Raw genomic sequence first — 15,686 nt, 5'->3', positions numbered from 1 at the left:
GGCTTGAATATGGAAGGGCCCTGCGGGGCCCTTTTTCTTTTGTTTCAGCATCTCCCGGGAGTTATTGGACGTTCGTATAGTTACGCCATGCCCCGCCCCTCCCAGAACGTCGACCAGCGCCTGCTCGATGCCGGCCTCGAACTGCTGCCGCTGACCGGCTGCGCCGGGCTGTCGGTGCGCCGGCTCACCGAGCATGCGGGCGTCAACCTGGGCATGTTTCACTACCACTTCAAGAGCAAGGACAACTTCATCCGTGCGGTGCTGCAACGCACCTACGAGGCGATGTTCTCCGCGCTGACGCTCGAGGTCGATGCCGCCGCCACGCCGCTGCACAACCTGCGTGGCGCGGTGCGCGTGCTGGCGCATTTCGGGCGCGCGCACCGGCACCTGCTGGTGCGCATCCTGGCCGACGCGATGGCCGGCGAGGCGGCCGCGCGCGAGTTCCTGCTGGCCAACCTGCCGCGCCACATCGGCATCGTCGGCGCGCTGATTGCCCAGGCCCAGCAGCGCGGCGAGTTCCGCGCCGCACCGCCGCCGCAGGTGCTGGCCTTCATCGCGGCGGGTGTCGCGTCGCCGATCCTGATCGGCACCGCGATGCAGGGCGCGGGCGGTCCACCCGGGGCCGGCGCGCTGATCGACGAGCACCTGCTGTCCGACGAAGCGATCGAGGCGCGCATCGATGCCGCACTGCGCGCCTGGCAGCCCTCACCTGGAGACGCCCCATGATGCGAACCGCCCTGCCGATCCTGCTCACCGCGCTGTTGTCGGCCTGCAGCCAGCCCGCCCCCGAAGGCTATGCCGGCTATGCGGAAGGCGACTACGTGCGGCTGTCGGCGCCGGTCGCCGGCACGCTGGCCAAGCTGCACCTGCAGCGCGGCGACCAGGCCGCCGCCGCCGCCCCGGCCTTCGTGCTGGAGCAGGAGAGCGAACGCGCCGCGCGCGAGGAGGCCGAGTCCCGCCTGCGCGCCGCGCAGCAGCAGCTCGCCAACCTGCGCACCGGCAAGCGCCCCGACGAGCTCGCCGCAGTGCGCGCCCAGCTCGCGCAGGCGCAGGCGGCGCTCGCGCTGTCGAATGCCGAGCTCGCGCGCACCATGAAGCTGGTGGCCGAGCAGTTCAACTCGCCGGCCACGCTGGACCAGGCGCGCAGCAAGGTGGCGAGCGACCAGGCGCACGTCAACGAACTGGCGGCGCAGCTGCGCGTCGCGAACCTCGGCGCGCGCAGCGCCGAGATCGCCGCCGCCGAGCAGGAGGCGAAGGCCGCGCAGGCGCTGCTCGCGCAGGCCGAATGGCGCGTCGCGCAGAAGACCCAGCGCGTGCCGGCTGCCGCCGACGTGATCGACGTGCTGTACCGCGAAGGCGAGTACGTGCCGCTCGGCGGCCCGGTGCTGACGCTGCTGCCGCCCGGCAACATCAAGGCGCGCTTCTTCGTGCCCGAGGCGGTGCTGGGCAGCCTGGCCCTCGGCCAGCCGGTCAGCCTGGGCTGCGACGGCTGCGGCGCGCCGATTCCCGCCCGGCTGAGCTTCATCGCGCGCGAGGCGGAGTTCACGTCGCCGCTGATCTACAGCCGCGAGAACCGCGCGGCGCTGGTGTTCATGGTCGAGGCCCGGCCCGAGCCCGCCGAGGCGCGCCGCCTGCGTCCCGGCCAGCCGCTGCAGGTGCGGCTCGGCGCGAAATCATGAGCACCGCCCTCATCGACGTGCACGGCCTGACCAAGCGCTACGGCGGCCGCACCGTCGTCGACCACGTCGACCTGCGGGTCGAGAAGGGCCGCATCCACGGCTTCCTCGGTCCGAACGGCAGCGGCAAGACAACAACGATTCGCATGCTGTGCGGCCTGCTGACGCCGGACGACGGCGGCGGCACCTGCATGGGCCACGACATCCGCACGCAGGCGCGCCAGATCAAGCGGCAGGTCGGCTACATGACGCAGCGCTTCGGGCTCTACGAAGACCTGAGCATCGAGGAGAACCTCGATTTCATCGCCCGCGTGTATGCCGTGCCTGACCGGCGCGCCAAGGTCACCGCGACGCTCGGCCAGCTCGGGCTGCAGACGCGCCGCACGCAGCTCGCCGGCTCGCTGTCGGGCGGCTGGAAGCAGCGCCTGGCACTTGCCGCCTGCCTGATCCACGCGCCGCAGCTGCTGCTGCTCGACGAACCGACCGCCGGCGTCGACCCGGCGGCGCGGCGCGACTTCTGGGACCAGATCCACGACCTGGCCGCGGCCGGGCTGACGGTGCTGGTGTCGACCCACTACATGGACGAGGCCGAGCGCTGCCACGAGCTCGCGTACATCGCCTACGGCAAGCTGCTGACGCAGGGCACGGTGCAGCAGGTGATCGCGAGCGCGAAGCTCGTGACCTGGGCGGTGGCCGGCCCGGACCTGGTGGCGGTCGGCCACCGGCTGCGCGACGCGCCCGGCATCCGCACGGTGGCGCCGTTCGGCACCACGCTGCACGTCAGCGGCGACAGCGAGCAGGCGATCCGCGACGCGCTCGGCACGCTCGGCCGCTCCGACCTGAAGGCGAGCGCGATCGAGCCCAGCCTCGAGGATGTCTTCATCGCGCTGATGCAGGACGCGAAGGACAACTTCGCGGCCGACAAGCCATGAGCTGGCATCGCTTCATCGCCATCCTGGTGAAGGAGTTGCGCCAGGTGCGCCGCGACCGGCTGACCTTCGGGATGATGGTGATCGTGCCGATCATGCAGCTCGTGCTGTTCGGCTTCGCGATCAACAACGACCCGAAGCAGCTGCCGGCGGCCCTCGTCGTGCAGGACCACAGCGAGTTCACGCGCAGCCTGGTCGCGGGGCTCGAGAACTCGCAGTACTTCCGCATCACCGAGCGCCCGGCCGGCGTGGCCGAGGCCGACGCCCTGCTGGCTGCCGGCCGCGTGCAGTTCGCGCTCGTCGTGCCACCGGACTTCTCGCGCCGGCTGCAGCGCGGCGAACGCCCGGCGCTGCTGCTGGCGGCCGACGCCACCGACCCGGCGGCCACCGGCAACGCGGTCGCGGCGGTGAACAGCATCGCGCAGCGCGCGATCGGCCGCGAGCTGGATGGCGCGCTCGCCACGCTGCGGCCGGCCGAGCCGCCGTGGGAAATCCGCATCCAGCGCCGCTACAACCCCGAAGGCCTGACCAGCTACAACGTGATCCCCGGGCTGATCGGCGTGATCCTGACGATGACGATGGTGATGATGACCTCGCTCGCGATGACGCGCGAACGCGAGCGCGGCACGATGGAGAACCTGCTCGCGACGCCGGCCCGCCCGGTCGAGGTGATGCTCGGCAAGATCGTCCCCTACATCCTGATCGGCTATGTGCAGGTGGTCGTGATCCTCGGCGCCGCGCGGCTGCTGTTCAGCGTGCCGATGGAAGGCAGCGTGCTGCTGCTGTCGGCGGTGCTGGTGCTGTTCATCGCGGCGAACCTGGCGGTCGGCTTCACGTTCTCGACGATCGCGCGCAACCAGCTGCAGGCGATGCAGCTGACGTTCTTCTTCTTCCTGCCGTCGATGCTGCTGACCGGCTTCATGTTCCCGTTCCGCGGCATGCCGGGCTGGGCGCAGGCGATCGGCGAGGCGCTGCCGCTGACGCATTTCCTGCGCATCGTGCGCGGCATCCTGTTGAAGGGCAACGGGCTGGCCGAGGTGGCGCCGCACCTGTGGCCGATTGCGCTGTTCATGCTGGTGGCCGGCACGATCGCGCTCACGCGCTACCGGCAGACCGTCGACTGATACCCTCCACCCGACAACAACGACGAAAGGCGCTCGCATGCAACGGATCGTGATCGTGGGAGGTGGGGCCGGCGGCCTCGCGCTGGCCACCCAGCTCGGCAAGACGCTCGGGCGCAAGGGCGCGGCCGAGATCACGCTGGTCGATGCCGCCCGCACGCACGTCTGGAAGCCGCTGCTGCACCAGCTCGCGGCCGGCAGCTTCGACACCCATGCCGAGGAGATCGAGTTCCTCGCGCAGGCGCGCGGCCATCACTTCAAGTTCCGGCTCGGCCGGCTATCGGGCATCGACCGTGCCGCGAAGACGGTGCAGCTGGACGCGAGCTACGACGAGGCCGGCCGCGAGATCACGCCGGCGCAGACGCTGGCCTACGACACGCTGGTGATCGCGGTGGGCAGCCAGACCAACGATTTCGGCACCGCAGGCGCGGCCGAGCACACCATCAAGCTCGACAGCCCGCAGGCCGCCAAGCGCTTCAACGACCGGCTGATCAACGCCTGCATCCGTGCGCAGAGCGTGCCGCGCGCGGCCGGCAGCGGCCGCCTCACGGTGGCGATCGTCGGCGGCGGCGCCACCGGCGTCGAGCTGGCGGCCGAGCTGCATGCTGCGGCGCGCGTGCTCGCGAACTACGGCTTCGACCACATCCACCCCGAGAAGGACCTGCAGATCGTGCTGGTCGAGGCGGCGCCGCGGCTGCTCTCGCAGTTGCCCGAGCGCCTGAGCGAGGCGGCGGTGCGCGAGCTGCGCAAGCTGGCGATCGAGGTGCACACGAACGAGCGCGTCGTCGAGGTGACCGGCAGCAGCCTGAAGATGGCCAGCGGCAAGGTGATCGGCTCCGACCTCACGGTGTGGGCGGCGGGCGTGAAGGCGGCGGATTTCCTGCGCACGCTGGGTGGTGGCGAGGGCCGCGATCCGCTGGAGACCAACAAGCTGAACCAGCTGATGGTCAACGGCAACCTGCAGACCACGCGCGACCCGGCGATCTTCGCGTTCGGCGATTGCGCGGCCTGCCAGCAACCCGACGGCGCCTGGGTGCCGCCGCGCGCGCAGGCGGCCTACCAGGAGGCGATGTACCTGGTGAAGGCGATCCCGAAGCTGCTGGCGGGCCAGCCGGTGAAGCCGTTCGTGTTCAGCGACAAGGGCTCGCTGGTGTCGCTGTCGGAGTACTCGTCGGTCGGCAGCCTGATGGGCAGCCTGACGCGCGGCAGCCTGTTCATCGAAGGGCGCCTCGCGCAGTTCATGTACTGGGCGCTGCACAAGCAGCACCAGATGGCGCTGGGCGGCTTCTGGCGGATGGTGCTGGTGACCTTGTCAGAGTTCCTCGACCGGACCTACCGGCCGAAGATCAAGCTGCATTGATCCCCACTCCGTTCGGGCTGAGCCTGTCGAAGCCTTGGTGCCGTGCCAGCAGGCCCTTCGACAAGCTCAGTGCGAACGGGGTGCGGCATTGAGTGCGGCGAGCTGCGCCGGCGTGCCGACGTTCTCCCAGGCGCCGCGCCACACCTCGGCGCTGATGTGCCGCTCGCGCATGCCGGCGAACAGCAGCGGGCCGAGCGCTGCCTTCGCGCCCGGCGCGATGCCGGCGCACAGCGAGGCGCGGCACAGCGCGAGGTTGGCGTAGGTCCAGCGCAAGCCATCGGGCCCGGCCGAATCGGCCAGCCCGAAGCCGTCGGCGTCGAGCCCGAAATCGCCCTTCGCGTGGAACGCCGGGTTCGGCACCAGCCACAGGTGTGCCAGCAGCGAGCCGGCGGCGAAGCGCTCGCCTTGGGCGGTGTCGAAGCGGAAGCCCGGCGCGTGGATGTCGCCCGAGACGACCCAGAAGCACTCGTCCGGGCCATCGACCAGCAGCGGCAGCGCCTTCGCGATGCCGCCGGCCGTCTCGAGCGCGCCACCGTGGTCGCGGCCCTCCATCGAGTAGCGGATGCGCAGGCCCCAGCGGCTGCCGTCGCCGAGCGCGCCCGGGATCAGATCCTCCAGCCACGCGGTATTGATCACCACGTCGCGCACGCCATCGCGCGCCAGCGCTTCCAGGTGCCATTCGATCAGCGGCTTGCCGTGCACCGGCAACAGGGGTTTCGGCGTCGCATCGGTCAGCGGCCGCATGCGTTCGCCGCGGCCGGCGGCCAGGATGATGGCTTTCATTCCGCGTTTCATTCGGTACCCCGCAGCAGCGATTGGCGCTCGATCCGGGCTGGCTCGAACACGCCGAGCAGCGCATCGAGCAGCGCCTGCGCCTTGGCCGAGTTGTCGGCGCCGAGGTTGCAGACGTAGACGTCCAGCGTCACCGCCGCCAGTTCGGGCCAGGTGTGCACCGCGAGGTGCGATTCGGCCAGCAGCACGACGCCGGTGACCCCGCCCGGCGCCGGGAAGCGATGGAACAGTTCGCCGACCGGCTGCAGCGCCGCGGCCGCGACGGCCGCGAGGCAGCGCCGCCGCAACGCGTCGGGCTCGGTCATCGCGGGGTTGCCGGGGGCGCAGCCGCGCAGGTCGGCGGTGAGGTGCAGGCCTTGCATCGGCGGGATTATCGGCGGCGCCTAAAATGCGCCGCTTCCGCCCCCGCGCCCTCACGCGACCTTCCCGAACCCAACCCAGGAGCCGCCCGGCATGACTGCCCCCGCCCACGACACCACCTTGATGGCGAACGCCATCCGCGCCTTGGCGATGGACGCCGTCCAGCAGGCCAATTCCGGCCACCCGGGCGCCCCGATGGGCATGGCCGACATGGCGGTCGCACTGTGGGGCCGCCACCTGCGCCACAACCCGGCCAACCCGCACTGGGCCAACCGCGACCGCTTCGTGCTGAGCAACGGCCACGCGTCGATGATCCTGTACGCGCTGCTGCACCTGACCGGCTACGACCTGCCGATGAGCGAGCTGCGCAACTTCCGCCAGCTGCACAGCAAGACCCCCGGCCACCCCGAAGTGGGCTACACGCCGGGCGTCGAGACCACCACCGGCCCGCTCGGCCAGGGCGTCACCAACGCGGTCGGCATGGCGCTGGCCGAGAAGCTGCTCGCGAAGGAATTCAACCGCGACGGCCACGCCATCGTCGACCACCACACCTACGTGTTCCTCGGCGACGGCTGCCTGATGGAAGGCATCAGCCACGAGGCCGCCGCGCTGGCCGGCGCCTGGCGCCTGAACAAGCTGATCGCGCTGTACGACGACAACGGCATCTCGATCGACGGCAAGGTCGCACCGTGGTTCATCGACGACACCCCGAAGCGCTTCGAGGCCTACGGCTGGAACGTGATCGCCGCGGTCGACGGCCAGGACGTGAGCGCGGTCGATGCCGCGATCAAGGCGGCCAAGCAGGCGGACAAGCCGACGCTGATCTGCTGCAAGACCACCATCGGCAAGGGCTCGCCGAACCGCGGCGGCACCGCGAAGGCGCACGGCGAGGCGCTGGGCGCCGACGAGATCAAGCTGACCCGCGAAGCCCTCGGCTGGAGCTACGAGCCGTTCGTGATCCCCGAGCAGGCCTACGAGCAGTGGGACAGCCGCCCGGCCGGCCTCGCTGACGAGACGGCGTGGGTCGACGCCTTCGAGGCCTACTCGAAGGCCTACCCGGAACTGGCGGTCGAGTTCATCCGCCGCATGGACCACGAGCTGCCGAAGAACTTCGCGCAGACGCTGCTCGACGCCGCGGTCGCCGCGAACGCGAAGGCCGAGAACGTGGCCAGCCGCAAGGCCAGCCAGATCGCGCTGGAGTCGTTCACGAAGGCCTTGCCCGAACTGCTCGGCGGCAGCGCCGACCTGACCGGCTCGAACCTGACCAACACCAGCAGCACGCCGCCGCTGCGCATGGAAGCCGACGGCTCGCCGAACGGCGGGCGCCACATCAACTACGGCGTGCGCGAGTTCGGCATGGCCGCGATCATGAACGGCATCGCGCTGCATGGCGGCTTCATCCCGTACGGCGGCACCTTCCTGACCTTCAGCGACTACAGCCGCAATGCGATCCGCATGGCCGCGCTGATGAAGATCCGCGTGATCCACGTGTTCACGCACGACAGCATCGGCCTCGGCGAGGACGGCCCGACCCACCAGTCGGTCGAGCATGCCGCGGCGCTGCGCCTGATCCCGGGGCTGGATGTCTGGCGCCCGGCCGACACCGCCGAAACCGCGGTGGCGTGGGGCGCCGCGATCGGCAACCCGGGCCGCCCGAGCGCGCTGCTGCTGTCGCGCCAGAACCTGCCGTATGCGCCGAAGGCCGAGTTCGGGGCCGGCCAGCCGCAGGCCGCGGTCGACACCATCGCCAAGGGCGGCTACGTGCTGGCCGAGCCGGGCGAGGTGGGCCTGAAGAAGAAGGCGCAGGCGGTGATCATCGCCACCGGCTCCGAGGTGCAGCTCGCGCTGCATGCGCAGCAGCTGCTCGCGAAGCCCGAGAACGGCGCGATCGCGGTGCGCGTGGTCAGCATGCCCAGCACCTCGGTGTTCGACCGCCAGAGCGCCGCCTACAAGACCAGCGTGCTGCCGCAGGGCCTGCCGCGCATCGCGGTCGAGATGGGCGTGAGCGACGGCTGGTGGAAGTACGGCTGCGCCGCGGTGGTCGGCATCGACACCTACGGCGAGTCGGCACCGGCGCCGGTGCTGTTCAAGCACTTCCACTTCACGCCGGAGAACGTGGCCGACACCGTGCGTGTCGTGCTCGGCCGCTGATGAAGCGGGCGCTGGCCGGGCTGCTGCTCGGCCTGTCGGCGGCATGGGCGGCGCAGGCCGCCCCGGCCCTGCCCGAGCCGGGGCTCACGCTGCTGGAGCCGGCGGAGTTCGCGTGCCTGACGCCCGCCGCAGCGGATCGCAAGCCGATCGAATATCCGGAAGCGGCACGGCGTGCCCGGCTGTCGGGCGTGGTGCGGGTCAGGCTGGTGTTCCAGCACCCGCAGAAGGCGCCGCGGGTCAGCTTCATCACCTACGCCGACGTTGGCGAATTCAACGACCTGGTCGAAGACTACGTCTCGGCCTACCGGCTGCCGTGCCTGCGGGAAGACGCGGACCCGGTGACGGCCACCCAGGAGTTCGCGTTCAGGCCGGACGACGGGCAACCGGTGGCGTGGCGCCACTTGCGCGGGGAAGACGTCGACCTCGAGTCCGAGGCCTGCCGGCCGCGCTACCCCGCGAAGCCGCTGGAGTTTCCGCGCGAGGCGATGGATCGGGGTGCCGTGTTCGCTGTGCTGCTGGTCAAGATGACCTTCCACGGGCCGACCCGGCCGCCGGAGGTGGAGGTGGTCCACAAGGTGGGCGCGCCCCCTTTCGAGAGGGCCGTCACCCGTTGGGCCTCGCAGGTGAGGCTGCCGTGCCTGCGGGAGGACCAGGCCCTCAGCACCTTGCGGGTAGTCTCGTTCGAGCTCGACAGCCCGGGCCAGATCGTCCTCAAGGACCTCAGCCTGCAGCAGCTCGTGCCGGCCATCGACAAGCTCGACGAGCAGCACGTCCACTTCGACTTCAATGCGATGGGATGCCCGTTCGACGTTCGCCTGCGCCTGTTCCAGCCGATCCTGAAAAACTCGGTCGGCGAAATCGGGGTCGCCGATCCACGCCGCGACGCCTTCCTCGACTGGCTGAGCGGCATCTCGCTGAAGCTGCCGCCCCAGGCCTTCAGCCACGTGCTGGGCTCGACGATGACGGTGTCGGTGCCTTGTACCCAGCTTGATCTCCGCTGAATCCCCCGAGCGGCGACAATGGCACCCACGATTTTCCGCAAGCGCTAACTGGAGAGACATCTCATGACCATCAAGATCGGCATCAACGGCTTCGGCCGCATCGGGCGCATGGTGTTCCGCGCGGCCATCCAGAACTTCAAGGACATCGAGGTCGTCGCGATCAACGACCTGCTCGAGCCTGACTACCTCGCCTACATGCTGCAGTACGACTCGGTGGCCGGCCGCTTCGACGGCACGGTGGCGGTCGACGGCAACACGCTGATCGTCAATGGCAAGAAGATCCGCCTGAGCGCCGTGAAGGACCCGGCCGAGCTGAAGTGGGGCGAGGTCGGCGCCGACATCATCGTCGAGGGCACCGGCATCTTCCTGACCAAGGACACCGCCGCCAAGCACATCGCCGCCGGCGGCAAGAAGGTCGTGATGACCGGCCCGTCGAAGGACGACACGCCGATGTTCGTGTTCGGCGTCAACGACAAGACCTACAAGGGCGAGGACATCATCTCCAACGCCTCGTGCACGACCAACTGCCTGGCGCCGCTGGCCAAGGTGCTGAACGACAAGTGGGGCATCAAGCGCGGCCTGATGACCACCGTGCACGCCACCACCGCGACGCAGAAGACCGTCGACGGCCCGAGCAACAAGGACTGGCGCGGCGGCCGCGGCATCCTCGAGAACATCATCCCGTCGTCGACCGGCGCGGCCAAGGCCGTCGGCATCGTGATCCCCGAGCTGAACAAGAAGATCACCGGCATGTCCTTCCGCGTGCCGACCTCGGTCGTTTCGGTGGTCGACCTGACCGTCGAGCTGAACAAGGAAGCGACGTACAAGGAGATCTGCGCCGAGTTCAAGGCGCAGTCCGAAGGCGCGCTGAAGGGCATCCTCGGCTACACCGAGGACAAGGTCGTCGCGACCGACTTCCGCGGCGACCCGCGCACCTCGATCTTCGACGCCGACGCCGGCATCGCGCTCGACAGCACCTTCGTGAAGCTGGTGTCGTGGTACGACAACGAATGGGGCTACTCGAACAAGGTGCTCGAGATGGTTCGCGTGGTCGCGAAGTAAGCGCAGGTGCACTCGCGCCTCTTCGCGCTGGCCCTGGCGTGCAGCGTGGCCGCGGGCTCGGCGGCGGCAGCTCAGGCCGCTGACGAGTCCGGATGGTGCCCGCCCACCGGCCCGACCATCGGGCACGAGGTGGAGGCCGACAACAGCCTGCTGCTGCGTCCCGGCTGGGTGACGCTGCAGATGCATGTGCGGCCGGGCGCGGTGCCGGTCACCGACGTGCGCGTCGTCAGCGAGGCCGGCGGCCCGGGTCATGCCCGGCTCTGGCTGCCTCTCGTGCGGCAATGGACCGGCTGTGCGGCCAACCAGCGCGAGACGCTGTTCCGGATGCGGCTGAACTTCGGCGTCAAGGGTGCCTACCAGTTGCCCGAGAAGGAAGGCTTCGGCCTCTACGCCTTCAAGACACCGGCTGCGCCGCCGAAACTGGCACCGAACGACTGGGGCACCGGCATCTGCCCGATCCGGGCAACCCTCGTCTTCAGGCAGCCCGCGGCGCCCAACGTCATCACGGCCGTCGAAGGCGCGGGCGGCGAACCGGTCGCGGACTGGTTGCGTACGCTCGTGCCGGACCGCGACTACATGGTGCCGGGCGACGAGGGCAACCGCGTCGAGTTCGATTGCAAGGTCGACAAGGGACAGATCGTCTTTTACGAACGCTGACCCGTGGCCCCGGGGCCGCGATCCGTTGGATATTCACGGCACTTGAAACGCAGTTGTCTCCATGCGTGTCAACCGATGTCCGGTTCACCCCTGGACACAAGGCGGCTGCCTACACTGGCCGCTCCGGGCTGCGCGCCCCTCCCAGGTTGTCCCATGAAGCGACTCATCGTCTCCTGCATCGCCTCGCTGCTGGCCGCGTCACTCGCACCGGCGGCATCGGCGGCCGAGCGTGCACCTGCCGTGCACAAGATTCCCGCCGAGATGCAGGCACGGGTGATCGTCAAGTTCAAGGCGGACTCGAGCGCGATGCGGGCGCTGTCGGTGGCGAGCGGCGGCAGCAGCAGCGCGCAGGCGGCACCGCAGCAGGCGCAGGCGCTGTCGCAGCGGGTCGGCCTCGCGCTCAGCGACGGCCAGGCGCTGTCGGCCCGCAGCCAGCTCGTGAAGGCGAGCGGCCTCAGCTCGGCGGACCTCGCGGCACGCCTGTCGGCCTTGTCCGATGTCGAATACGCCGTGCCGGACGGCCGCCGCCGCGCCTTCGCGGCACCGAACGATCCGCTGTATGCCGGCGGCGCGAGCGTGTCGCCGACCGTCGGCCAGTGGTACCTGCGCGCATCGAGCGGCAGCGTGGTCTCGGCGATCAATGCCGAGACGGCCTGGGCGCTCACGACCGGCAGCAGCAGCGTCGTCGTCGCGGTGCTGGACACCGGCATCCGCACTGACCACCCGGAGCTCGCCAGCAAGCTGCTGCCGGGCTACGACTTCATCAGCGATGCCGCCACCGCGAACGATGGCGGCGGCCGCGACAGCGACCCGAGCGACCCCGGCGACTGGATCACCTCGGCCGAGGACGCGAGCGGCGACTTTGCCGGTTGCGGCGCCGAGGACAGCAGCTGGCACGGCACGCAGACGGCCGGCCTGGTCGGTGCGTCGACCAACAACGGCGTCGGCATGGCCAGCATCGGCCGTGACGTGAAGCTGCTGCCGGTGCGCGTGCTCGGCAAGTGCGGCGGTTCTGACAGCGACATCATCGCAGCGATGCGCTGGGCCGCCGGCTTCACGGTGCCCGGCGTCACCACCAACCCGAACCCGGCCAAGGTGCTGAGCCTGAGCCTCGGCGGCGAGGGCAGCTGCTCGCTGGCCTACAAGGACGCGATCACCGAGCTGACCACCGCCGGCGTCGTCGTCGTCGCGGCCGCCGGCAACGATGGCCTCGCGGTCAACGTGCCGGCCAACTGCCCGGGCGTCGTCGGCGTGGCCGGCGTGCGCCACACCGGCACCAAGGTCGGCTACTCCAGCCTCGGGCCAGAGGTTGCGATCGCCGCGCCGGCGGGCAACTGTGTCAACACCACCGGCGCCTGCCTGTACCCGATCCTGACGACCACCAACACCGGCACCACCGGCCCGGGCACCAGCACCTATTCCGACGGCAGCAACACCTCGCTCGGCACCAGCTTCTCGACACCGCTGGTGGCCGGCACGCTGGGCCTGATGTTCTCGGCCGATCCGGCACTGACGCCGGCGCAGGCGATCAGCGCGCTGAAGAGCACGGCGCGCGCGTTCCCCACCACCGGCGCCGGAACCGGCGTCGCGGCCTGCCATGCGCCGAACGCGACCGCGCAGTCCGGCGAGTGCTACTGCACGACGGCCACCTGCGGTGCCGGCCTGCTGGACGCCGGCGCGGCGGTGGCGGCCGTGGCCCAGGCGGTGGCGCGCATCGATGCCGGCTCCGGCAGCGTCGCCGCCGGTTCGACGATCACGTTGAGCGGCAGCGGCTCGTCGGCGCCGGCCGGCCACGCCATCACCGGCTACCAGTGGACGCTCACCGCCGGCAGCAACATCGCGAGCTTCACCAGTGCCACCAATGCCGCGACCGCGACGGTCGCGACGACGGCGGCCGGCAGTTTCACCGTGAGCCTGACCGTCACCGACGACGCCGCGCACCAGGCGACCAGCACCGCCTCGGTCACCGTGACGGCTGCCTCGACGCCGACCACGCCGACGACCCCGAGCGCCTCCGCCCCCAGCGGCGACAGCGGCGGCGGCGCCCTCGGCTGGCCGTGGCTGGCCGGGCTGCTCGCAGCGGTGCTGGCGCTGCAGCAGCCGTGGCGCACGCGTCGCCGCTGAAGACCCTTGCACACAACTTGAGGCCCCGCATTGGGGCATGATCTCCGCTCGACGGAGACATCCCCATGCGCCACTTCCTGACCTTCTCCAGCACCCTCGTGGTGCTCGGGACCCTGGCCGCCGGCCATGCCGCTGCGGCAACGCCCCTGCCGGACCGCTTCCTGCCGGCCACCTCGCCGGCGCCCCGCGCGCTCGGTCTGCTGGTGAAGCTGAAGGACGCGCCGTCGCACGAACAGGCCGCGGCGCTCGGCACCACGAAGGCGGGCACCGAGCGGCTGCAGGGCGTGATGCGCGCCTCCGGCCTCGCGCCGCTGAAGATCTCGCCGAACGGGCGCGCGGCGCAGCGGGTCGATTTCGACCACGTGCTGTCGGCCGGTGAAGCCGCGACGATGGCCGCCCAGGTGCGGGCCCAGCCGGAGGTCGAGTGGGTCGTCACCAACGACCTGGAGCGCCGGCTGGCGCTGCCGAACGATCCGCGCTTCCCGAAAACCGTCAGCACCACCGGGCAGTGGTGGTTGCAGCCGGTCAGCGGGTCGAACGCGAACGTAGCGAGCGACCGGATGCGCGGCGTGCCGGGTGTGCAGCTCGCCTGGGACACGACGCAAGGCAATGCCGCGGTCACGATCGCGATCCTCGATTCGGGCGTCACCACGCACCCGGACCTGTCGGCGGCGCGCTACTGGCCGGGCCGCGATTTCGTCTCGGAGATCGAGTACGCGAACGATGGCGACGGCTGGGACACCGATCCGAGCGACCCTGGAGATTGGGTCACGCAAGCCGATCTGAGCAATGCAGCGTTTGCCGGCTGCGGCGTCGAAGACAGCTCGTGGCATGGCACCACGACGGCCGGCATCGCGGCCGCATCCAGCAATGACGGCACCGGCGTGGCCGGCGTCAACTGGACCAGCCGGGTGCTGCCGGTGCGCATCTCCGGCAAGTGCGGTGCGACGGTCGGCGACATCGTCGACGGCATGCGCTGGGCGGCAGGGCTGCAGGTGAGCGGCGCGCCGCTCAACCCGCACCCCGCGCGCGTGATCAACCTGAGCTTCGGCGGCAGCAACGACTGCAATGCCGCCTACCAGAGCGCGATCAACGACCTGGCCACGGTGAACGCCGTCGTCGTCGCCCCCGCCGGCAACGAGAGCGGCAAGGTGACGCGCCCGGCCAACTGCAGCGGCGTGGTCGGCGTCGCCGCGGTGAACCGCGACGGCTTCAAGGCCAGCTACTCGAACCTTGGTCCCAGCATCCAGATCGCCACGGTCGGTGGCGACACCTCGCAGATCGGCGCGTGGGGCAACACGATCAACGACGACGGCCTGCTGACGATCAGCAACGGCGGATTCAGCACCCCCGGCACGCCGATCTACGCCAACGAGTTCGGCACCAGCTTCGCGACGCCGCTGGTGTCCGGCGTGCTGAGCCTGATGGTCAGCGTGAATCCGAACCTGACGACTGCGCAGATGATCGACGGGCTCAAGCGCAGCGCGCGGCCACACGTCACGTCGCCGGTGATCGGCGCGTGTTCGAACTCGAACCCGGGCCGCTGCCTCTGCACCACGAGCACCTGCGGTGCCGGGCTGATGGATGCGGCGCAGGCCCTGGCGTACGCGGCGAACCCGACCGGCTACACCGCGCCGAACTGGCCATCGGTCGTGATCGACACCCCGGCGCTGCGCGCCGCCGCGGCCCAGGGCCAGGACCTGCCGTCGAACGGGCTGGGCAACGATCCGCCGATCAACCCGCCGGGCGACGATGGCGGCGGCGCACTCGGCTTCGGCTGGCTGTTCGGGCTGCTGGCGGCGGTGGCCGCGCTGCGGCGCAAACACCATTCGGCCTGAGTCAAGAATCCGTTCGGGCTGAGCCTGTCGAAGCCGGCGCATTGCCGGAGCGTTTCGACGAGCTCAACGCGAACGGGCCGCGAACGCTCTCATCGCAGGCTTCGACAGGCTCAGCCCGAACGGATCTACTTCGAACAGCTGCCGAACGGCCGGCCCAGCAACGCGTCGGATTTCAGCGCCATCACCTGCGCCCACAGCGCGTCGTCGGCGCGCGGGATGCGCAGCGTGTGGCTCACGCCCGGTGCCGACAACTGCGCGACCCGCGCGGTGCGCACGCCGCGCTGCGTCAGCTCGGCCAGCGCCTTGTCGGCCGTGTCCTTGTTGTCGAAGCGGCCGAGCGACAAGCCGACCTCGAACTCCGGTGCGTTGCGCAGCTCCTCGTACGGCACCTTCATCCGCTTGAGCTCGTCTTCCTTCTTCTGCAGGCCTTCGCGGTTCGGGTACCTGCCCATGTAGACCATCCAGACCGCCGGCAGCTCGTTGCGCACACTGCTCCAGCTGCCGGGCGGCAAGGCGCCCTGCAACGCGGACTCGGCGCTCGCGATCTGCGCCGGCGTGTACGGACCTGCCTCCAGGCAGGCCAGCGCCGGCTCGCCCGGGCCGCCGCCCGGGGCC

Annotated in this window: 13 protein-coding genes and 1 pseudogene; 11 read left to right on the top strand and 3 right to left on the bottom strand. The window is 70.4% G+C overall.

What is annotated here, in order from left to right:
* The first annotated feature begins 87 nt into the window (after positions 1–87).
* Genes AC1DXV_RS00070 through AC1DXV_RS00050 form a run of 5 tightly spaced genes read left to right on the top strand, consistent with a single transcriptional unit; the run spans position 88 to position 5,086 of the window.
* Positions 88–726, top strand: a complete 639-nt coding sequence (locus AC1DXV_RS00070; RefSeq protein WP_477870003.1) for a TetR/AcrR family transcriptional regulator — start codon at positions 88–90, stop codon at positions 724–726.
* Positions 723–1,679, top strand: a complete 957-nt coding sequence (locus AC1DXV_RS00065) for an HlyD family secretion protein (protein ID WP_477870005.1) — start codon at positions 723–725, stop codon at positions 1,677–1,679. Before AC1DXV_RS00070 ends, AC1DXV_RS00065 begins: the two co-directional genes overlap by 4 nt.
* On the top strand, positions 1,676–2,608 hold the full coding sequence (locus tag AC1DXV_RS00060; protein WP_477870007.1) for an ABC transporter ATP-binding protein: 933 nt from the start codon (positions 1,676–1,678) through the stop codon (positions 2,606–2,608). Before AC1DXV_RS00065 ends, AC1DXV_RS00060 begins: the two co-directional genes overlap by 4 nt.
* Positions 2,605–3,729, top strand: coding sequence for an ABC transporter permease (locus AC1DXV_RS00055; RefSeq protein WP_477932019.1), 1,125 nt, complete (start codon positions 2,605–2,607; stop codon positions 3,727–3,729). Before AC1DXV_RS00060 ends, AC1DXV_RS00055 begins: the two co-directional genes overlap by 4 nt.
* Positions 3,730–3,766: 37 nt before the next feature.
* Positions 3,767–5,086, top strand: a complete 1,320-nt coding sequence (locus AC1DXV_RS00050) for an NAD(P)/FAD-dependent oxidoreductase (RefSeq protein WP_477932017.1) — start codon at positions 3,767–3,769, stop codon at positions 5,084–5,086.
* A gap of 66 nt (positions 5,087–5,152) precedes the next feature.
* Here AC1DXV_RS00050 and murU read toward each other — a convergent pair whose 3' ends face one another.
* Both murU and speD read right to left on the bottom strand, forming a co-directional pair.
* Entirely contained in the window at positions 5,153–5,869 is a 717-nt protein-coding gene (gene murU, locus AC1DXV_RS00045; protein WP_477932015.1) for an N-acetylmuramate alpha-1-phosphate uridylyltransferase MurU, read from the bottom strand.
* Between the two features lie 8 nt (positions 5,870–5,877).
* On the bottom strand, positions 5,878–6,240 hold the full coding sequence (gene speD / locus AC1DXV_RS00040; RefSeq protein WP_477866004.1) for an adenosylmethionine decarboxylase: 363 nt from the start codon (positions 6,238–6,240) through the stop codon (positions 5,878–5,880).
* Positions 6,241–6,331: 91 nt separating this feature from the next.
* On the opposite strand from speD, the gene tkt reads away from it, so the two are divergent.
* From tkt to AC1DXV_RS00010, 6 genes are all read left to right on the top strand, one after another.
* Positions 6,332–8,389 (top strand): transketolase, encoded by a 2,058-nt coding sequence (gene tkt / locus AC1DXV_RS00035; RefSeq protein ID WP_477932013.1) that lies wholly within the window; start codon positions 6,332–6,334, stop codon positions 8,387–8,389.
* Entirely contained in the window at positions 8,389–9,390 is a 1,002-nt protein-coding gene (locus AC1DXV_RS00030) for an energy transducer TonB (protein WP_477866002.1), read from the top strand. Before tkt ends, AC1DXV_RS00030 begins: the two co-directional genes overlap by 1 nt.
* Before the next feature lie 63 nt (positions 9,391–9,453).
* Positions 9,454–10,452, top strand: coding sequence for a type I glyceraldehyde-3-phosphate dehydrogenase (gene gap / locus AC1DXV_RS00025; RefSeq protein ID WP_477866001.1), 999 nt, complete (start codon positions 9,454–9,456; stop codon positions 10,450–10,452).
* Between the two features lie 45 nt (positions 10,453–10,497).
* Positions 10,498–11,109: a P-loop NTPase family protein gene (locus AC1DXV_RS00020; RefSeq protein WP_477866000.1), complete on the top strand. Its 612-nt coding sequence runs from the start codon at positions 10,498–10,500 to the stop codon at positions 11,107–11,109.
* 153 nt (positions 11,110–11,262) lie between these two features.
* Positions 11,263–13,233 carry a S8 family peptidase gene (locus AC1DXV_RS00015; protein ID WP_477865999.1) on the top strand — a complete coding sequence of 657 codons (1,971 nt, stop codon included), beginning with the start codon at positions 11,263–11,265 and terminating at the stop codon, positions 13,231–13,233.
* A 65-nt stretch (positions 13,234–13,298) separates the two neighbouring features.
* Positions 13,299–15,071, top strand: a complete 1,773-nt coding sequence (locus tag AC1DXV_RS00010; protein ID WP_477932011.1) for a S8 family peptidase — start codon at positions 13,299–13,301, stop codon at positions 15,069–15,071.
* A 125-nt stretch (positions 15,072–15,196) separates the two neighbouring features.
* On the opposite strand, the pseudogene AC1DXV_RS00005 reads toward AC1DXV_RS00010, so the two are convergent.
* Positions 15,197–15,686 (bottom strand): annotated as a pseudogene (locus AC1DXV_RS00005) (SPOR domain-containing protein); the annotation flags it as partial.

Source organism: Rhizobacter sp. P3_C12 (genome assembly GCF_056402735.1).
Note: the sequence above shows the minus strand (reverse complement) of the source record. Positions and strands in the feature narration are given on the sequence as shown.